This is a genomic window from Psychrobacter sp. PSi21 (assembly GCF_054960615.1).
Genome location: NZ_JBHNYR010000001.1, coordinates 125,350 through 145,177, shown reverse-complemented (window position 1 = coordinate 145,177; position 19,828 = coordinate 125,350). Strand labels below are relative to the sequence as shown.

Below are 19,828 nucleotides of genomic sequence, written 5' to 3'. Positions count from 1 at the left end.
CATCATGAGCACGATCATCACCAGTAAACTGAGCCCAAATTCGAGCGACTTTCAGCAAAACAGTGCCGCGATGCAAGCGATCGTCGATGATCTGTATGTACACCTGCGTAAAGTCGCCCAAGGCGGCTCAGAGCGCGCCCGTGCTAAGCATCTAGCACGCGGCAAACTGTTGCCACGTGAGCGGGTCGAGCGTTTGCTTGATGTGGGTACACCGTTTTTGGAAGTGGCACCGATGGCCGCCCACGACATGTATGGCGAAGAGATTCCAGCGGCGGGCGTGATTGCGGGTATCGGGCGTATCAACGGTATCGAGTGTATGATCGTCTGTAATGATGCCACTGTAAAAGGCGGCACTTATTACCCAATGACGGTCAAAAAGCATCTACGCGCGCAAGAAATTGCACAAGAAAATCATCTGCCGTGTGTTTACTTGGTCGATTCAGGTGGTGCCAACTTACCGAACCAAGATGACGTATTCCCTGATAAAGAGCATTTCGGCCGTATCTTTTTTAACCAAGCCAATCTAAGTGCGGCAGGTATACCACAAATCGCGGTGGTCATGGGTAGCTGTACGGCTGGCGGCGCGTATGTGCCTGCGATGAGCGATGAGTCCATTATTGTCAAAGAGCAAGGCACCATCTTTTTGGGTGGGCCGCCACTGGTCAAAGCAGCAACGGGTGAAGAGGTGACCGCAGAGGATTTGGGCGGCGGTGATGTGCATACGCGGCTCTCAGGCGTGGTCGATCACTTAGCGCAAAACGACACCCATGCGTTATCCATCGCCCGTAATATCGTCAGTCATCTCAATCGCCCTGCTAAAAATATCCCCAATCAAATCACACCCAAGCCACCACGGTATGAGGCCAAAGAGCTATACGGTGTGATTCCAACGGACAAGCGCAAGCCATTTGATATCAAAGAAATCATCGCCCGTATCGTTGATGACAGTGCCTTTGATGAATTCAAAGCGCGCTTTGGCACCACCTTAGTGTGCGGGTTTGCCCATATCGAAGGAATGCCCGTCGGTATCATTGCCAATAACGGCATTCTATTTAGTGAGTCGGCGCAGAAAGGCACGCACTTTATTGAGCTGTGCTGTAAACGCAAAATACCGTTGGTGTTCCTGCAAAATATCACAGGCTTTATGGTTGGGCGTAAATACGAAAACGAAGGGATTGCCCGTCATGGTGCCAAAATGGTCATGGCCGTCGCCAATGCCAAAGTACCCAAATTCACCGTCATTGTTGGCGGCTCATTCGGCGCGGGTAACTACGGCATGTGTGGCCGCGCTTATAGTCCACGTTTCTTATGGATGTGGCCAAATGCCCGTATCTCAGTGATGGGCGGTGAGCAGGCGGCCTCAGTATTGGCAACCGTCAAGCGTGATAACTTTAATCGCAAGGGTGAGGCTTGGAGTGAGGAAGATGAAGCGGCCTTTAAAGCGCCAATTCGTGAGATGTACGAAGAACAAGGACATCCCTATTATGCCACCGCGCGCCTGTGGGACGACGGCGTGATTGACCCTGCGGATACCCGTCATGTATTGGCCTTAGGATTGAGTGCTGCTTATAACGCCCCGATTGAAGAGACGACTTTTGGTGTCTTTAGAATGTAAGCGCTGCGGGTTGCCCGTAATAAGATAGTGGTGCGACACCTTTTTAAACATACAATTCTATCGCGCCATCGAAGTTTGACATCTTACTTTCTTATATGGGCATTATGATGGATAGCCCAAACCTTGGGCTAAGTAGTTACATAGACATATAAATAGGAAGATAGAGACAGTTATGAAAGAAACAAAGAAAGAAGCAAAATCAAAAAATAGTCATGATTATAAAAGCCTGTTGGTCAGCGTTGAGCAGCATGTGGCTACCGTGACATTGAATCGTCCTAAAATACGTAATGCCTTTAATGATGAAATGATTGCCGAGTTGACCGATGCCTTTACTAAGCTAGGCGCTGATGACAATGTACGTGTCATTGTACTCGCGGCGGCTGGCAAGGCATTTTGTGCGGGCGCTGATCTTAATTGGATGCGCGCCATGGCGGATTATAGCTATAAAGAAAATCTAGCGGATGCTGATAAATTGGCGCAAATGCTCAAGACGATTTATGAATGCCCTAAGCCGACGATTGCGGCAATCCAAGGCGATGTCTATGCTGGCGGTATGGGTCTGGTTGCGGTCTGTGATGTGGCGATCGCGGTGAATATTGCCAATTTTTGTTTAAGCGAAGTGCGCTTGGGTTTAGCACCTGCCACGATCAGTCCTTATGTCATCCGTACCTTGGGTGCGAGAGCCTCTCAGCGTTATTTCTTAAGTGCTGAGGTATTCGATGCCAAAAAGGCGCGTCAGCTTGGCTTTATTCACGAGCGCGTCAGCGAAGAATGGCTGGATGATGAAGTAGCGGCATTCTGTAGCAAGGTCGTTAAAAACAGCCCCGATGCGGTCAAAACCTGCAAGCAGCTATTACACGATGTCGCTGGTGCGCCCATCACTGATGAGCTGATTGCCGATACGGTCAAAGGTATCGCTGATATTCGTTCATCTACACAAGGTCGCGAGGGCGTGCAAGCCTTCTTGCAAAAGCGTAAGCCTGATTGGCTAACGTCAAACTAACTAGCAGCAGAATAATGATAGATAAACGGACAAATAGACAAGACGTCAAATAACAACGACAAGACACAGGGATAGTTATGTTTTCTAAAATTTTAATCGCCAACCGTGGTGAAATTGCTTGCCGAGTGGCTGCGACTGCCAAGCGTCTGGGTGTCAGTACCGTTGCGGTTTATTCTGATGCTGATCGTAGCGCTAAACATGTGGCGGTCTGTGATGAAGCGATCTATTTGGGCGGTTCGGCACCAAAAGACAGCTATCTCAAAGGCGATGATATTATTGCCATTGCCAAGCAAACAGGTGCTGAGGCTATCCATCCGGGCTATGGGTTCTTAAGTGAAAATGCCGACTTTGCACAGGCCTGCCAAGATGCGGGTTTGGTCTTTATCGGTCCCTCTGCTGATGCCATCCGTGCCATGGGCGGCAAGTCTGAGTCCAAGCGCTTAATGGAGGCCGCTGGCGTGCCGCTAATACCGGGCTATCATGGTGACAACCAAAATGCCCAGTTTTTGCAGCAGCAGGCAGATGATATTGGCTATCCTGTCTTGATTAAAGCGAGTGCTGGTGGCGGTGGTAAAGGTATGCGTATCGTTGAAAAAAGCAGCGATTTTATTGACTTGCTCGACTCGTGCCGCCGTGAAGCGATTACCAGCTTTGGCAATAATCAGGTATTGATCGAAAAATATGCGCTCAAACCACGCCATATCGAAATTCAAGTATTCGGTGATACGCATGGCAATTACGTGCATCTGTTTGAGCGTGATTGTTCCGTGCAGCGTCGCCATCAAAAAGTATTAGAAGAAGCACCTGCACCGGGTGTCGATACTGCCATGCGTCAGGCAATGGGCACCGCCGCTATCGAAGCGGCACGCGCGGTTGATTATGTCGGCGCGGGCACGGTTGAGTTTATCGTTGAGCAGCGCGAAGGCACGATGAATTTTTATTTCATGGAAATGAACACGCGCTTGCAAGTTGAGCATCCCGTCAGCGAAGCCATTACTGGTGTGGATTTGGTCGAGTGGCAACTGTTGGTCGCTGCGGGTCAGCCATTGCCAAAATCGCAAGACGAGCTAGCGATTAATGGACATGCGATCGAAGCGCGTATCTGTGCTGAAAACCCCGACAATAATTTCTTACCAGCGACAGGGACGTTATTCACTTATCAAAAGCCTGAGCACAGCACCTTTAACATTGCTGATGTGCGTATCGACGATGGCGTCCGCGCGGGTGATGTGATCAGTCCTTTTTATGACTCTATGATTGCCAAACTTATCGTGCATGCGCCTACGCGTGAGCAAGCATTAGCAAGACTCGATCGAGCATTGGCGCAGACGCGTATCGTGGGTTTGCCAAATAACGTGGCGTTTTTGCGTTATATTTTAAATACCGACTCGTTTAGCAACACCAATCTTGATACGGCGCTGATAGAGCGCGAGCAGGACAAGCTGTTTGATCAGCATCCGCTTGGGTTATCGACGCTTGTGGTGACGGCTATTATCCAGCAGCTTGCCAGCGAAGCCGTATCGCAAAAGACAGATACTGACCCCTTTAGTAAGCCGACAGGGTTCCGTGCTTATAACGATTATACCCGCTCTTTTAGCCTCATTTATGATGAGCAGTCATATATTGCGCGCATCAGCAATTGGCATAATGCGAATTGTGCTGATAGTAAAAAGAGCGACGATAATCGCAGTAGCTTTACGCTTGTTATCGAGAAAGAAATCGCGAATACGCAGGACGCTAGTAATATAAATATGGCTGCTCAGACAGAAACGGTGTACGAAGGGCAAGTCAGCTACGACAGTAGTGACGCGCACAATCATACTTTGTGGTTAGAGGGTGCACGTATCAGCGCCCAAAGCTGGGTAAATAACGAGACGGTCTATGTGTTCACAGACAGTGGACGCGATGAAATTACCCTGATTGATGTGATGGCGCATGTGGGTGAGGACACCGCAGCGGTCGGTAGCTTAAAATCACCGATGCCCGGGCAAGTGGTTGCCTTTAAAGTGGCGGTAGGCGACACGGTCAAAAAAGGTGAGCCGCTTGCCGTCATCGAGGCCATGAAGATTGAACATACCATTACCGCGCCGACAGATGGCGTGGTGGCAGAGCTACTGTTTGCAGCAGGTGACTCGGTTGCTGATGGTGATGAGCTATTGCGCATTGATAGTGAAAGCGAATAAAAAAGGATAATAAGTATGAGCCATTCGTATCCAGAGCATGTCACTATTGTCGATGTCAGTCCGCGTGACGGCCTACAAAACGAATCAGCGACGGTGCCGACTGCTATTAAGCAAGCACTCATTAATGATCTGATTGCAGCGGGCGTCAAAAAATTGGAAGCAACCAGTTTTGTGTCGCCAAAGTGGGTGCCGCAAATGGGTGATAACAGCGCGCTACTCGAAGCACTAGCGCCGACACGGCAGAAAGACGTTTGCTATTCGGTACTCGTGCCCAATATGCGCGGCTTTGAAAATGCTATTTTGCACCGTCCTGATGAGATTGTCATTTTTGGCTCAGCCAGTGAAACCTTTAGCCAAAAAAACATCAACTGTAGTATCGATGAAAGCATTGAGCGTTTCGCACCAGTAGCTGCGGCAGCAAAAGCGCAAGGCATCAAAGTACGCGGCGTTATCTCTTGTACCGTTGGCTGTCCTTATGAAGGCGAGATTGACCCGAGCCAAGTCGCTTATGTCACCAAGCGCTTGATTGAAATTGGCTCAGAGCAGATTGGTATTGCCGATACCATTGGGGTGGGTACACCGCTTAAAGTGCAGCGTGCCCTGCAAGCCGCCCTTGAGTACGCTGATATCACGATGCTGTCTGGCCACTTTCATGACACTTATGGTCAAGCGCTCAGCAATACCTTAGCGGCGTTACAAATGGGGGTCAGTGAGTTTGATACCTCAGTCGCAGGCCTCGGTGGTTGTCCGTATGCCAAAGGCGCAACGGGCAATGTCGCGACCGAAGACGTCGTGTATATGCTACATGGTATGGGTATCAGCACGGGTATCGACTTGGATAAATTGGTCGTGGCGGGTGAACGTATCAGTGATTTCTTAAAGCGTCCAAATGGCTCAAACGTGGCACGGGCTTTGATTAATAAACGTCAGTCTTAACTATCACTACTCTTAATAATAGTTATGACAAAAGGAATACAGCGCTACTGAGATAAATTTTATGCAGCCTCTGTCTGCGAAGGCACAGCAAGCAAGAAAAATTTGTTTCAGTTGCGCGTGCAGATACAGATACTTTTTTTGTTTAGTATTGACTAGAGTTTAAATAAAAATTGACGTTTCAAAAATAAAACCTCAAAAAACAAGGAATGGTTATGAGTTTACTTGGATTGAATTTTCAGCTTGGCGAAGATATCGACGCCCTACGCGATGTCGTGCAGCAATTTGCGGCAAATGAGATTGCTCCGCGCGCAAGCGAGATTGACAGTAGCGATGAGTTCCCCATGGATCTATGGCAAAAGATGGGCGATCTCGGCCTGCATGGTATCACCGTTCCTGAAGAATACGGCGGCTCGAACATGGGTTATGTCGCCCATATGGTGGCGATGGAAGAGATCAGCCGCGCGTCGGCATCGGTAGCGCTCAGCTACGGTGCCCACTCCAACCTGTGTATCAACCAAATCAAACGCAACGGCTCTGAGGCGCAAAAACAAAAGTATTTGCCAAAGCTGATCAGTGGTGAGTTCATCGGCTCATTGGCAATGAGTGAGACAGGTGCTGGCTCAGATGTCGTTAGTATGAAACTCAAAGCTGAAGAAAAAGATGGCAGTTACGTCTTAAACGGCAGCAAAATGTGGATCACCAATGGTCCTGATGCGGATGTGATGGTGGTCTATGCCAAGACCGATCCCGAAATGGGTGCCAAAGGCATGACTGCCTTTATCGTTGAAAAAGATATGGAAGGGTTTGGCATGGCGCAAAAGCTCGATAAATTGGGTATGCGAGGTAGCCACACGGGCGAGATGACCTTTAACAATGTGACAGTACCGAGCGAAAATATCTTGGGCAGTCTCAATGAAGGCGTCAAAGTGCTGATGAGTGGTCTCGACTATGAGCGCGCCGTACTGGCGGCGGGGCCTATTGGTATCATGCAGGCGGTGATGGACAATGTCGTTCCCTATATCCATGACCGTAAGCAGTTTGGTCAGGCGATTGGTGAGTTTCAGTTGATCCAAGGTAAAGTGGCGGACATGTATACGGTGCTACAAGCAGGACGCAGCTTCTTATACACGGTGGGTAAAAACCTCGATATGCTAGACGCGCGCGGCGCAGGTCATAGCCGAGAAGTGCGTAAAGACTGTGCCAGCGTGATTCTATGGTGCGCGGAAAAAGCCACATGGATGGCAGGTGAGGGCATTCAAATATTTGGTGGTAATGGTTATACCAATGAGTATCCACTTGGACGTTTTTGGCGTGATGCTAAGCTGTATGAAATCGGTGCAGGTACTAGCGAGATTCGCCGTATGCTCGTCGGTCGTGAGCTGTTTAATGAGACGAAATAACGTTCACGTAGACAAGCCTCATTAAGATCGTTAGCAGAAAATAAACTATTGTGCTAAGGTACGGTTTTATTTTATTGATTTACAATAATCGATTAATGAAGCTGCGCCTTAGCTTTTTTCATTTGCCCTACTGCCAAGATCCCTTCTATGTTGCCGACTGCCACTACACTGTTCACTCAAATTCGCCTTAAAATAAGCCAAAGATCAACCCCTATTGCCGTGCTGACAGCGTTGACACTATTATTAAGCACACTAACAGGCCACAGTGCAAACGCTGAATTGATTGATTTATCTCCTGATAAACCTACCATTCAGTTTGCAGCATCTGAGGCACGGTGGGTAAGCGCACCAGACTTGTCTGAATTATCAAAGATAAACTGTTGTGAAGATATGGATATAGAATTTTTACTATATGTCAATCAGCAAGGCCGCATTATAAATGTTGACGTGATAAAAGGTAGAGGCCATCGTAGAGTAGAGGCTATTGCTATACGTCAATTGCGGATGGCGCGCCTTAAGCCTTTTGTCCAAAATGGTAAACCAGTGGCTGCTCTTGTCAGGCTTCCCGTGAAATTTGGATCTCGGTAGCATTTAACATATCAGTCAAATGGCTGGCAGTGTGTCTTGCTTAGCGACCTTTATAACGCACTACGACTGCTTACGATAATCAAAATAACGTGCCAACCCATTTAATAATAAATCATCACGGATACGCACTGAGCGGTTAATGTGCTGGGCAATGATATTGGCATCGCCTCCTGTCATAATCAGCTCAAAGTTGGGATGACGGTGGCTGATTTCATTCACCGCGCCGACGATAGAGAGCAAAATACCACGGTGCACCGCGTCTTGGGTGGTCATGCCTTGGCTGACACTATCGAATGTGCCATTAGAGATGGTGATCTGTTTGGTACCAGAAAATAAAGATTCGCGTTGCAAGTAGATACTGGGGAAAATATACCCGCCTAAATGCTCAGCATGATCAATCAAATCAATCGTTACCGCCGTACCGCAGCCGATTACACACTGGCGTTTTTTCTTATCGACGGCGCCGAGCATCTGTAGCCAGCGATCCACACCAAGCTGGGTGGCGTCGTAGGCGCTGTGCATCAACGGATATTGAGCATCGACATGGACAAATTCAAAAGGAATGTTTAAGCGGCTCAAGGTTTGGGCGACGCGGACATTGATTTGCTCACCAAGCACCGAAGAGATCCCAATAAAGTCGGGTGCATAACGCTCAAAGCGATCGGTCAGACCCATCAATAGCTCGGCAGGGGCTTGCAAATGCTGCTTGGCATCATAAGCGACAATTTGACCGATATCATCGGTCAGCCAGTATTTAAGTCGCGTGTTCCCTAAATCAAGCCAAAGCATAAACATCCTTATTATGAGTGTCGGTGACAAGGTTGACGGCACTTTAGCTTGCCACATAAAGCGCTCAATGGCCTATCACCATAAATCAATGAAAATGAGTATTAACCGTCAGTCGCGCAAGACGTCAATGCGGCCTGTAAACAGTGAGTGCAGTGTTCCAGTGGTCGTGCGCAGTTGCAGGCAACCATGTGTGTCAATTCCGCAAGCGCTTCCCTCTACTATCTGCAAATCGTCTTTGATCTGCTGCGTGACCCGTAGCGGACGACCTGCCAGAGCATCCATACTGGCAAACTGTTGCAAAAACTCAGCCATTAGGTCGTTGTCTGTGCTACCAGCTGCTTGTGCGCTCATTAACGCATCAAAGCGCTGCAAGGCGGCACACAGCGCGGTGCCCATTTGCTCATAGAGCACGGTCAAACTTGGTAAGGCGGGCAGCAACGCTGGCATGTCAGCGGGTAGCGAGTTTGACGCGCTGAGCGTCTCATGTGCCGCGACCAACTGATGATACAAGTCTTGTAAACTGATGGCGCGATAGCTCATGCCTTCAGCAGTTTTTGCGGTCAGCGTTGGGGTGGCTTGTACGTTCAGACCGATACCGAGCACCACGCCAATAGGTTTGCCATTTTGCCACACCGGCTCAATCAAAATGCCTGCCAATTTACTAAAATAAATCAGCGCGTCGTCATCGCCAGATGCTTGATAAAAGCCCAAGTCATTGGCCCATTTAACCGCGACAGGTGGCAGCTGGCAGTTGCGCCGCGCGCGGTTCAGCGTTTGGATCACAGGCATGTCTGCCAGTGCCACGCCCACGACCAGTGACAGTAAGCCGCTGATAGGACCACTAATGGGATGGTAGAGGGACAAGTAGACGTTGCCCACTGGTGATTGCCACGAGCGACCATGCTGCCCGCGACCAGCGCTTTGTGTATCGGCAGTCAGCATATGGACACGTTCGGCAGACAGCGTGCCGTCTTGGATATCACCTACCAGCTCGCTATTGGTTGAGATACTGCTGGCCACATGGCGATGGTTGAGCGTTGCATATAAACTGGTGTTGGATAGCGAGATGGGCATGGGTAGTGTCTGTTATTGAGTAAGTATTGGAGTCGGGCGAGTACAAAGCGGTAATAGCAAGCGCGGTGGTGGCCGCTGGCACGTGGTTGATTATCCTGTCCGTACGGCACTGATAAACAGCACTGGCATTAATATTTTGCTAGTGAGCTTAGCATGTAGCCTCTAACCCGTCCGTACCATACGTGTTTTAGCGTGCGCTTGTGGGTCAAGTTGGCTATTATGATACAAAAATTACCATGATGAAAGGTTGGGGCGACGATGTTATATGTTTGGTTTGTAATTGCAGGGGCGTTTGCTGGGGTATGTGCAGGCTTATTTGGTGTCGGTGGCGGTATGATTATCGTGCCCGCCTTGGTGTGGGTATTTACCGCTTATCACTTCTCCCCCGATGTCGTGATACATTTGGCTATCGGAACATCACTTGCGACCATCATGGTCACGTCTATCAGCTCTTTGACGGCGCATCACAAACGCGGCGGCGTACGCTGGGATGTATGGAAACAGATGGCGCTTGGCTTGGTCATCGGGAGCTTGATCGGTGCTGGAGTCGCCGATAGCATTGATGGCGATGCGCTACAAGCGATCATCGGCGGCGGTGCGCTGCTGGTGGCCTTTAAAATGTTGTTTTTGTCCAATAAAGAACAGCTGGGCAAGCCGTTGCCGCCCAAAAGCGTCCAGTTTGGCGCAGGTACAGGTATTGGCCTTGCGTCTTCGATCTTTGGGATAGGCGGCGGCAGCTTAACCGTACCGTTTTTAAACTGGTCGGGACTGTCGATGAAGCAATCGGTCGGCACCTCGGCGGCTTGTGGTCTGCCTATTGCCGTTGCTGGCGCGTTGGGGTTTGCGTGGTTTGGCCAAGATGTGCCCAACCTGCCTGAAGGGGCGATCGGTTTTGTCCATATTACCGGCTTTTTGTGCATCTCGGTTGCCAGCTTTATCATGGCCAAGTTTGGTGCCAAGCTGGCGCACCAGCTGCCCGCAAAGACATTGAAGCGCGCCTTTGGTATTTTGTTATTGTTTGCAGGTGGTCAGCTGTTGTTAAGTGGGCTTGGGGTGATTTGATAATCTTCAGATATTCTAGGGTGTGTCTCTATTTTAAAAATGGCGATAAACATTTAGCCATTTTTAGCCCATTTAGTTGTAAGCGTTTGAATGGAAGACACGCCCTAGTGTTAAGGTTGAGAACTCAAACAGGTTTTGTCAACATTCTAAAAATCATATCATGCAGAGTATCACGGGCAGTTTGTGAGGGTGTGGTATTAGCCAGACCACAGCGCAATCCCAACCCTTCTATAGCGTCTAATATGAGTTTTACTGTCTCCTCAATGTCGCTGATATCTTGTCGAATACTATTTTCTGACATACCATGTTTTATTGTTGCTACAAGGGCGTCCAAAAGTTTGGTGCGGTTGATCTCAAACTGTTTTGCAATAGCGGGGTTGCGTAGTGACTCTGCGATAATATCTATGGTCAAAAAGCTATTTTCAACACTGCACATATAATCAAGATAGTCATCTATAAACTCCCTCATTGCCATTAATGCATCAGCGTTTGCGTTTAGCGCTGTTGCAAATATATCAAGACCCTCCCCATCTAATACCGCTATTTCTGCAATAAGATCATTTTTGCTAGAAAAATAATTGTACAAATTACCAAGACTGATATTAGCCTGCTTGGCAATGTCACGCATCCCTGTCTGATGCATGCCTTTATGAATAAAGCATGTGATTGCTGCATTCATAATGAGGGCGCGGCGTATCGCTTTGGTCGGTTTAGTTGTTGTCATCTCTGTACCTTTGTCTTGCAATTAAATTAAAATAATTATATTATGAACGAACGTTCGTTTTTATAATTAAAAATGGTGTATTTTAAACAGTTGCATCCAAATACAAATCACGTAGAGGGTCACATCATGAAGCTGCAATCACACTGGTATCTTGGATTTTTGGGTTTTGTGGGGTTATACAAAATCCCTCTATGGTGGGCAGTATTTAGAGGAGGAGCGCATTGGCTTGAGCTCTCAAATATACTTTGGTTTTTATGGTTCTTATATTTTTTGCCTGAACCTGACACCCAATCAAGCAGTGACGAAAAACTGTAGCCATAAAATCGAGGTTCTATCATGACAGTAGATCAGTTAGTAGCGTTTTTTGAAACCCATCCAATGATGCTTGTTGTGACACTATTGTTCGTGTTTAATCTTAGCATTACATTATTAGAAATTATATTAGATTTGTGCACACATAAAGAGCGAAGATGGAAAGATACAGTTGCAAACTGTCTTATCTTTCTGGCACATCAAGTGATTGAAAAAACGGCAGTAGCATCTATTGCTTTTGTCGCTCTGCTGCCATTTTTTTTCATAACACCGCTACATATACCGATGACATGGTGGACATGGGTTTTAGCATTATTTGCTGCTGATTTCACTTATTATTGGATGCATCGAACAGAGCATAAACACCGCATTCTTTGGGCCAGTCACAGCGTTCATCATAGCTCACAGGAATATAATCTGACAATTGGCTTTCGTTTGAGTGTGGTTGAGGGGTTATTTGAATGGATATTTTTGATTCCGATGGTACTGATTGGTTTTAACCCGTTTCAGGCGATTATTGCGTTGGTTCTTATTGCACAGTACCAGCACTGGATTCATACTGAGCGAATTGATAAGCTTGGGTGGCTGGATGAAGTTTTTAATACACCATCAGTACACCGTGTTCATCATGGATCTAATACACAGTATTTGGATAAGAATTTTGGCGGTGTATTAATGGTTTGGGACAAGTTATTTGGGACTTTCGAGCGTGAGGACGAAAAAGTCATTTATGGATTAACACGTAATATTCACACTGATAATCCAATTAAAATTACTTTTACAGAGTTTGGTAATATATGGCGTGATTTGAAAAAATGCCGAAATTATAAAGATAAATTTAAAGTTATATTTGGAAAACTGTCATGGCGGCCTGATTATTTTTCAAAACGAAAAAGATAACGATATAGGAGTCGTCAATGAAATCTTAAAAATTCACCAAAATTTCAGGTAGAATAGGCGCTTGCTTTCGCTAAGTTTATCGATCCTCCATGCGCCTAAAATCTTTAAAACTGGCGGGCTTTAAGTCCTTTGCCAACGCCACGCTATTTACTTTTCTATATTTATGAATCAATTTTATTGAGTCAGTGAGTATTATCTAAAATATTAAAGGGGTTGGTGATGGCAACTGATTTTCTCAAATACTCACAACCTACTTCAACAACTGTCCAAGCTCTTGAGTACTTAGATCGATTTTTTTCTGAACAGTCGTGGGAAGATGGACTGGCATTTGAAGATGAGTTACATGAGTGTGATTTGGATTATAGCCTCGATAGTCTCAATAGAATTGATGCTTTAATTGACCGTATTAGAGCTCGCTTCGCTCCTGATCCGCATAGTTTTCTAAGAGACCCAAAAAACTATAATTTCATAATTTTATTGGCTTTTTATTGTGGAGAGGTGGCAGGGCGCGCGCGTCAGCAAGCCACTGTTTGGTACGAGTATCCTCAATATATTCAGCGCAATCCTATGCTTGAATCTATTTATCCACCTGTGTTTTGGAACGCTTTAGTTTGTGATTTTGAAGATGCTGAAGGTAATTCTAACGTGCTCTTCCCATTGGTAGGTATTTTTGATGTCTTATTCAGTGAGTTTCCTGAAAAAAGCGTTTATTTTAGTACTACGGCATTTTTACCTAATGACATTAATTCTGAGCTATCACTAAGTGCGCCGCCAGCACAGTCTCTAAAATTTTCAGGTATATCGGCTTTAAGAAACACCCCAGTCGAGCATCTTGCTTATTTGCAAATCTTACCACCCCAATTTTTGGCAGGACATCCGCTTCATATACAAATGTATAACATGGGTATGCTGTACCAAAAAGGGCGTGTTGTGTGGGCATCATTGGTACAAGCAAATAATATGCTATTTGAAGAGGGCAACTACGCATCTTGCCCAGCTGAAGTGATTTATGACCCAAGTGGCCGCACCGACCCGTACTCTTTACGTATGGTTGCTAAAAGGTTGTTTGCGCTAAAAGGTACTCAGCCAAATGATCCAGCTGCTGCCGCTTACGCAGCACATATCACTAATGAACGCAGCTCTATGTTTAAAGAAGTACCAAAAACGATCACTCATCTACCACTGCGAGTGGCGAGTATCTTTATTTGGCGACCGCATCTGCCAGACGGAATGTTGTCTATGTCGCTATTTCCTATTCTGATTGCAGATGATACGCCTGCAGTGACCGTGCTTCCTGCTCGTTATTGGCAACATACTGAACATTATCAAAATTGGTGTGGCTCTCTAGAAACGGAAAATCATTATGAAAATGTGGAGGGGTCTCAAAAGCAAATTGTAAAGCAAGAAACAACCGCTGCTTTTGCAGTATTGCTTGAAGAGAGTAGTGACTTTTGGCAAGGCTATTCAGAGCTGTTATATCCACAACCTTATGAGATACCAGATTTAGGAGCGAATATCTGTGGGCAGACTGAATCTGTATCGATGATTACCAATGACGACAATAAATTATTTATCAAACGTTGTGGTATGGATAGTAAAGCGGATTATCGTCGCTATTTGGAGGATCTTCCTGATGAGTCATATATTCAAAACTGTATAATGCAATTAAAAGAAAAGCAGCCATACATCAATCATGCTGTGAATGTACAAAAATATGCGCGTCTGCGTGTTTTTGACTATGGCAGCTTGCTCAGTGATTTAGATAATAATGATTATAATCAACAGCTTAAACAAAGCGCCTTACCAAAAATAGCGCAAGCTATCCAAAGATCAAACCTCACCAAATTTCAGAAAATCAAGTTAATTAGATATTTGATAAGACAGGCGAGTAAAGGTGATAGAGATATTATTATCAATGAGAGAAAGCCCAACGATCCCGACATTGTAACCCGTGACAGTAATAGCAACAGTACAACAGCAATGCTATATTTAGCCTACCTCTACCTATCGGGTAAATTTGTCCAGCAGTCTATTAGAGAAGGCGCTGCATGGGCACGCTATGCATCAGGATTGGGTGATTGGCGCGGTACGCAGTTACTCGCTGAGCTCTTATTAGATGTACCAAAAGCTGCACAGGAAATTTGGGGTGAGCAAGCTAATAGAGAAAGCTCAGAGTTGGGCTTTACGTTGATTGACTATCCAGAACGCCTTGTTGAGATGGATAAACAAGTAAAGGCATATCTACAATACCAGCCCGCCATACTTGAGGTTGTTCGTAATCAGTTAAGTCATGCGACTGAGCAGGGTCATCCGTTGGCTGCGTCTCGCTGTCGTCAGCTCATTGAGACACAAATTTTGCCTCCTAGTATCCCAGAAGCGCGTTTGTATAATGCGCGAACATGGATAATGGATTATTTTAATCAGCAAGAAAAAACATCGCCTTTTGATCGCAGTGATGCGCCATTTGAATTAGGAAAGGTATCTTCTGACAAAAAATATGTCTCGATGGCGCTACAATGGGGAGTGATCGCACTGATAGTATACGGCGCGGTAGCATTCCTCAGTGGTAACGATGACAATCATGATGCTCAAGTAGTGGATACGTCATCGAATACTCCTACCGCATCATCTGTAGATCAGAACTTAGTAAATAACACGCAAGTAAATGCTGGCAACCAATCTCAGCCATCTAGCCAAACTAAAGACCTTGCTAATAAACTTCAAGAAACCGTGAGGAATATTAATCAAAAACTGCCTGTTGCTTTTCGATTAGACCCAAGCATACAGGTGACTGATATTAAGCAAAAAGGCAGTAGTGTCATTGTTGACTTAAGGCTATCACAAGAAGTAATGATGAGCATTCAAAATGGTCAGGCACTATTTTGTAGTGAACAACTATTTAAAGACATTCGCCAAGCTAATATCTCAATGATCTTAGCCGTCAATCGTCCAAATGGTGAGCATTTTTATGATATAGGTTTCTCGCCTAGCGACTGTCGCTAGGTAGCTGGTTGACTGCTAAGGTGAATGGCTGTTTTCGATTCAGGTTATGTATGCAGTTATCATTTTAACCCAAAAACCAAACGCGATTTACGTTAAAATAGCGCCTTGTTTTTTTGTAGACCTGCTGAACCCTCATGCGCCTAAAATCTCTAAAACTGGCGGGCTTTAAGTCCTTTGCCAACGCCACGACCTTTACCTTTCCCAAAGGCATCACCGCCATTGTCGGCCCAAACGGCTGCGGCAAATCCAATGTTATTGACGCCATCCGCTGGGTGCTGGGCGAAACCTCAGCCAAGCAGCTGCGCGGCGGCGCAATGAGTGATGTCATCTTTGCAGGTACGCAAAGCCGCGCGGCCAAAAGTGTCGCCAGTGTCGAGCTGATCTTTGAGCACACCCAAGACGAGCAAACGGGCATTCGTCACGAGCTAAACCTTTATCATGAGTTGTCGGTGCGGCGACAGGTCAATAAAGATGGCCGCTCCGATTATTTTATCAATGGTACGCGCTGTCGCCGCCGTGATGTGGTCGATGTATTTTTGGGAACTGGTCTTGGCGCGCGCAGCTATGCGGTGATTGAGCAAGGCATGATTGGGCGCATTGTGGAGTCCAGCCCCGTGCAGCTGCGCGAATTTATCGAAGAGGCGGCGGGGGTGTCGCGCTATCAGGTCAGACGCGATGAAACGCAAAAAAAACTGGAAAAAACCCAAGAAAACTTAGCGCGGCTGCATGATATCGAGCATGAGCTGGTACGCCAGCGAAAAATGCTGTCTAAACAAGCCGCCAGCGCCCAGCAGCATGAGCAGCTCAGCCTAACGCTAGCCGACATCAAGCAGCAGCTGGCGATTCAGCAGTTGTATCAAGCCAAACATGATGAGCAGCAACAGCAAAAAAACCTAACTGATAGTAGTAGCGCGGTCAATAATGTGCAAGCCAGTTACGGCCAGCTCAAGCTCAAGCAAGACAAACTCGCTGCGCGCATTAACGAAGAGCAATGGCTCAAGGATGATGCACAAGCGGCGCATTATGAACAGCAGCTTGGCTATCAACAAGCCGAGCATAAGACAAATGAGCTACAAGCGCAGCTCAAACAAACCCAAGCACAGCTGTCAGGACTGAGCCAGCAACGCCAGCAGACTGGCGATGAGATCGACGCACTCAAAGCCGAAAAACAAACGCAAAAAGACAAGCTACAGACTGAACGCCCCAAGTTGGCTGTACTGAGCACCAAGCGAGAAGGTCATCAGCGTGACAAGCAGCCGCTACAAGACGCCTGGCATACCGCCCAAGCCGAGCAGACGCGCCTGCAAGACCAGATGCGCACCCTAAAGCAGCAGCAAGCGCTCAATCAACAATCGCAGCAGCGGCTACAATTGTCACAGCAAAAATGGCAGCGGCGCGAGGCACACTGGCAGACGCAATGGACACAGTTGCAACAGTCTCAGCAAAGTAGCGACCCAGAACAGACTGCGCCAAGTACCATTGAGCGTTTGCAGCAAGACATCACGCAGTTGACGCGTCAACATGAGAGCGTAACGGAGCGCTTAGAGACCATGCAGCCGCAAACGCGTCAGCTATATCAGCAGTTGACCGAGCAGCGCCGTACTGTGGCAGATAATGAAAAGCGCCACGCCCAGCTGGCAGGTGAATACGATACCTTGCATCGTATCTTGCATCCTGCACCAGCCAAACAGAACCCGCTCGCGTGCAATGCGGATAAAAAAAGCGCAGCAACAAATGCCGCTAGCGAAGCAATCACGAACCCAGCGCCGCCGCTAGCGATCAGCACCTTACGTGAGCAGATTGAGCTTAGCCAAGCAGGGCAGGCACATGCCCAGCTGCTGGATAAATGGTTGGCTTTATGGCTCGACAGCCATGTGCTACTGAATCAAGATGCAACGTCTGCCGCGCCGCACAGGTCTACTACTGATCCCAGTACAGACAGTTTGTGGTCACCGCTTGCGCCCTATTTGGCAGACTTATTGCGCTATCAAGCGTACCAGCCAGCCAGCACCAGCCAAAAAAACGCGTCTAAACACCCGCATCAAGCAGCGCACAGTTTGTGGCTACCTGCTGACGACCGCACAGCGACTACCAGCACAAACGCCCAAGCACTTAACGCGCTCTCTGAGCATTTGCAAGGCTATGTGCTGCCTGTGGCAACCTTGATTGCCAAGCCTGCGCTGGCACTTTGGCAGCAGTGCTACCTGTACCTGCCGCCCGATAACGCCAGTACGGCTACCGACATGCAGGCGGTACTGAACGATATCTTGCCGTTACTGCCTGCGTCGGCACTGCTACTGACGCGTGATGGTTGGGTGATCAGTCGCCAAGGGACGATCCATTTGCAGCAGTTCGCAGGGGCACAAAGTCGCGGCGACAGTCATTTTTTAAGCCAGCGCCAGACCCAGCGCGCCCGCCTAGAAGCGCTTGAGGCGCAGCTGACCGACATTGAAACCCAGATTGAGACGCAGCAGAGTACCACCGCACAGCAGCAGCGCGACTATGATGCCTTGCAAGTCAGCCTCGAAGAGACACGTGCGCAAGCCGCTGTACTGACCCAAGAGAATCACCAAAAGCAGCAATCGCTACTGGCTGCGCAAGCGGTGAACGAGCGTTTGCAAGCAACCACCCAGCGCTTACACGCTGACAAAGCCACCCTCACTGAAGAATGGCACGAGATTGAAACTGAGCAGCAGGTGCTGAACGAAGGTCAAGCAGACATTGAGCAGCGCATGGCTGAGTTGCTACCCAAGCTTGAGGCGGCACGCCGCCAGTGTGAGCATTATCAAGCTGAATACAACGAGATGAACCGCGCCCGCCAAGCTGATGACGAGTCATGGCAGGCATTGCAGCTCGTCATTCAGCAAAGCGAAATCCGTCTTGAGCACACCGTCAGCAGCTTGGTACGGGCAAAAGAAACCCACTATCAGTTGGTGCGCAAAGTGCGCGCGCTCACCACGCGGCTAGAGCGTTATCAGCAGCAGTTGCCCAAGCTACAAGCTGACCTTGTGCAGGCACAAACCATCCGCGACCAGCACCAGCAGGTCTTGAGCGAGCGTGAGGCTGCCCTTAGTGCGCTCAAAGCTGACTACAGCCAGCAGCAAGCCGCACTTGATACCCAGCAAACCGTGCTACAAGACGCGCAGCAAATCCAAGCCGACCATCGTACCGCGCTGGCACTGAGCGAGCAGCGTCTGGCTGATGCCCGTCGCCACGCCGAGCAAGCCCTCAGCGCCTATCAGCAATTGAGCGCTGGCAAAACGAAAGACATGCCTGCGCCGCACGCGAGTATCTCCAGTCTATTGACTGACTTTATCACCCACGAGCGCCGACTGCGCCCTGACAAAGTCAGCAGTTTACAAACGGAGCAAAAAGCGCTGGAAAAACAACTGAGCAAAATCGGCGCGGTCAACCTCGCTGCCGCCGCTGAGCTGGCCGAGGTCAATGAGCGCTTAGAGCCGCTTGCCCAGCAGACCGAAGACATTGCCGCCAGTATGCGTACCTTAACCGATGCCATCGCCGCCATTGATGAAACCACCAAAACCTTGTTTATGGAGACCTTGGAGGCGGTCAATACCGAACTGGCCAATTTATTTGCCAAAGTATTTGGCGGCGGTCATGCCAGCTTAACCTTAAACACTGATGATATGCTTGTGGGTACGCCAAAATCAGAACAATGGCGCGCAGGCCTCACCTTAATGGCACAGCCAAAAGGCAAACGCAACAGCCGCTTGGCTGTGCTTTCAGGCGGAGAGAAAACCTTGACCGCGCTGAGCCTGATTTTTGCGATATTCAAGCAGCACCCTGCGCCCTTTTGTGTGCTTGATGAAGTGGACGCGCCGCTTGATGATGCCAACGTGTCTCGCTTTACCAGCTTGATTCATGAGCTGGCGGGTGATTTGCAGTTTATTTTTATCAGTCATAACAAGCTGGCCATGCAAATCGCTGATGAGCTAAAAGGCATCACCATGCCAAGTGCCGGCATCTCAACACTGGTCAGTGTCTCACTAGAAGATGCCGCGCAGTATATCGACAGCTGATGATGGCGTTAGCAACGGTCACCCATTACCACTGCCATGTGCCCGACACATCTAACACCGCCCAGCATCAAACGGCGGTGTCATCAACGCGTACGCTGAAAGCAGTACAATGTGGTGACGATGTCAGCAAGCCATGCTAGACTGTTGCCGTTTACCTACACTTTTTCCTCTACTTGTCTTTTACATCAGGATGTGTTTC

13 protein-coding genes are annotated in these 19,828 nt (G+C 48.0%); 10 read left to right on the top strand and 3 right to left on the bottom strand.

Features of this window, described 5'->3' with window-relative positions:
- The first annotated feature begins 4 nt into the window (after positions 1-4).
- The 6 genes from ACFI32_RS00635 to ACFI32_RS00610 all read left to right on the top strand — a co-directional run bounded on the left by ACFI32_RS00635 (position 5) and on the right by ACFI32_RS00610 (position 7,725).
- On the top strand, positions 5-1,615 hold the full coding sequence (locus ACFI32_RS00635) for a carboxyl transferase domain-containing protein (protein WP_462624554.1): 1,611 nt from the start codon (positions 5-7) through the stop codon (positions 1,613-1,615).
- A gap of 172 nt (positions 1,616-1,787) precedes the next feature.
- On the top strand, positions 1,788-2,618 hold the full coding sequence (locus tag ACFI32_RS00630; RefSeq protein WP_462624553.1) for an enoyl-CoA hydratase/isomerase family protein: 831 nt from the start codon (positions 1,788-1,790) through the stop codon (positions 2,616-2,618).
- Positions 2,619-2,695: 77 nt separating this feature from the next.
- Positions 2,696-4,801 carry an acetyl/propionyl/methylcrotonyl-CoA carboxylase subunit alpha gene (locus tag ACFI32_RS00625; RefSeq protein ID WP_462624552.1) on the top strand — a complete coding sequence of 702 codons (2,106 nt, stop codon included), beginning with the start codon at positions 2,696-2,698 and terminating at the stop codon, positions 4,799-4,801.
- A gap of 15 nt (positions 4,802-4,816) precedes the next feature.
- On the top strand, positions 4,817-5,737 hold the full coding sequence (locus ACFI32_RS00620) for a hydroxymethylglutaryl-CoA lyase (protein WP_462624551.1): 921 nt from the start codon (positions 4,817-4,819) through the stop codon (positions 5,735-5,737).
- A 212-nt stretch (positions 5,738-5,949) separates the two neighbouring features.
- Positions 5,950-7,137, top strand: a complete 1,188-nt coding sequence (locus ACFI32_RS00615) for an isovaleryl-CoA dehydrogenase (protein ID WP_462624550.1) — start codon at positions 5,950-5,952, stop codon at positions 7,135-7,137.
- A 147-nt stretch (positions 7,138-7,284) separates the two neighbouring features.
- Positions 7,285-7,725: an energy transducer TonB gene (locus tag ACFI32_RS00610; RefSeq protein WP_462624549.1), complete on the top strand. Its 441-nt coding sequence runs from the start codon at positions 7,285-7,287 to the stop codon at positions 7,723-7,725.
- Between the two features lie 60 nt (positions 7,726-7,785).
- On the opposite strand, the gene ACFI32_RS00605 is transcribed toward ACFI32_RS00610, so the two are convergent.
- The gene (locus ACFI32_RS00605; protein ID WP_462624548.1) at positions 7,786-8,514 is read right to left on the bottom strand and encodes a pantothenate kinase; all 729 of its coding nucleotides are present in this window, start codon (positions 8,512-8,514) and stop codon (positions 7,786-7,788) included.
- Positions 8,515-8,622: 108 nt separating this feature from the next.
- On the bottom strand, positions 8,623-9,588 hold the full coding sequence (locus ACFI32_RS00600) for a biotin--[acetyl-CoA-carboxylase] ligase (RefSeq protein WP_462624547.1): 966 nt from the start codon (positions 9,586-9,588) through the stop codon (positions 8,623-8,625).
- Between the two features lie 258 nt (positions 9,589-9,846).
- Here ACFI32_RS00600 and ACFI32_RS00595 point away from each other — a divergent pair, with 258 nt between their 5' ends.
- Positions 9,847-10,650, top strand: coding sequence for a sulfite exporter TauE/SafE family protein (locus ACFI32_RS00595; RefSeq protein WP_462624546.1), 804 nt, complete (start codon positions 9,847-9,849; stop codon positions 10,648-10,650).
- A gap of 124 nt (positions 10,651-10,774) precedes the next feature.
- On the opposite strand, the gene ACFI32_RS00590 is transcribed toward ACFI32_RS00595, so the two are convergent.
- Complete coding sequence (locus ACFI32_RS00590; RefSeq protein WP_462624545.1) at positions 10,775-11,374, bottom strand: TetR/AcrR family transcriptional regulator; 600 nt, start codon at positions 11,372-11,374, stop codon at positions 10,775-10,777.
- Between the two features lie 336 nt (positions 11,375-11,710).
- Here ACFI32_RS00590 and ACFI32_RS00585 point away from each other — a divergent pair, with 336 nt between their 5' ends.
- The 3 genes from ACFI32_RS00585 (at position 11,711) to ACFI32_RS00575 (ending at position 19,629) form a co-directional block, all read left to right on the top strand.
- Complete coding sequence (locus ACFI32_RS00585; protein ID WP_462624544.1) at positions 11,711-12,586, top strand: sterol desaturase family protein; 876 nt, start codon at positions 11,711-11,713, stop codon at positions 12,584-12,586.
- A 219-nt stretch (positions 12,587-12,805) separates the two neighbouring features.
- The gene (locus ACFI32_RS00580) at positions 12,806-15,589 is read left to right on the top strand and encodes a hypothetical protein (RefSeq protein ID WP_462624543.1); all 2,784 of its coding nucleotides are present in this window, start codon (positions 12,806-12,808) and stop codon (positions 15,587-15,589) included.
- 134 nt (positions 15,590-15,723) lie between these two features.
- A complete protein-coding gene (locus ACFI32_RS00575) occupies positions 15,724-19,629 on the top strand; it encodes an AAA family ATPase (protein ID WP_462624542.1) in 3,906 nt (1,301 codons plus the stop codon).
- Positions 19,630-19,828: the final 199 nt, after the last annotated feature.

Excerpts from the sequence above, each read along its gene's own strand:
- ACFI32_RS00615 (WP_462624550.1), top strand. The coding sequence starts at position 5,950 with ATGAGTTTACTTGGATTGAATTTTCAGCTTGGCGAAGATATCGACGCC.
- ACFI32_RS00580 (WP_462624543.1), top strand. The coding sequence starts at position 12,806 with ATGGCAACTGATTTTCTCAAATACTCACAACCTACTTCAACAACTGTC.
- ACFI32_RS00630 (WP_462624553.1), top strand. The coding sequence starts at position 1,788 with ATGAAAGAAACAAAGAAAGAAGCAAAATCAAAAAATAGTCATGATTAT.
- ACFI32_RS00600 (WP_462624547.1), bottom strand. The coding sequence starts at position 9,588 with ATGCCCATCTCGCTATCCAACACCAGTTTATATGCAACGCTCAACCAT.
- ACFI32_RS00635 (WP_462624554.1), top strand. The coding sequence starts at position 5 with ATGAGCACGATCATCACCAGTAAACTGAGCCCAAATTCGAGCGACTTT.
- ACFI32_RS00625 (WP_462624552.1), top strand. The coding sequence starts at position 2,696 with ATGTTTTCTAAAATTTTAATCGCCAACCGTGGTGAAATTGCTTGCCGA.
- ACFI32_RS00585 (WP_462624544.1), top strand. The coding sequence starts at position 11,711 with ATGACAGTAGATCAGTTAGTAGCGTTTTTTGAAACCCATCCAATGATG.
- ACFI32_RS00610 (WP_462624549.1), top strand. The coding sequence starts at position 7,285 with ATGTTGCCGACTGCCACTACACTGTTCACTCAAATTCGCCTTAAAATA.
- ACFI32_RS00605 (WP_462624548.1), bottom strand. The coding sequence starts at position 8,514 with ATGCTTTGGCTTGATTTAGGGAACACGCGACTTAAATACTGGCTGACC.
- ACFI32_RS00590 (WP_462624545.1), bottom strand. The coding sequence starts at position 11,374 with ATGACAACAACTAAACCGACCAAAGCGATACGCCGCGCCCTCATTATG.
- ACFI32_RS00595 (WP_462624546.1), top strand. The coding sequence starts at position 9,847 with ATGTTATATGTTTGGTTTGTAATTGCAGGGGCGTTTGCTGGGGTATGT.
- ACFI32_RS00575 (WP_462624542.1), top strand. The coding sequence starts at position 15,724 with ATGCGCCTAAAATCTCTAAAACTGGCGGGCTTTAAGTCCTTTGCCAAC.
- ACFI32_RS00620 (WP_462624551.1), top strand. The coding sequence starts at position 4,817 with ATGAGCCATTCGTATCCAGAGCATGTCACTATTGTCGATGTCAGTCCG.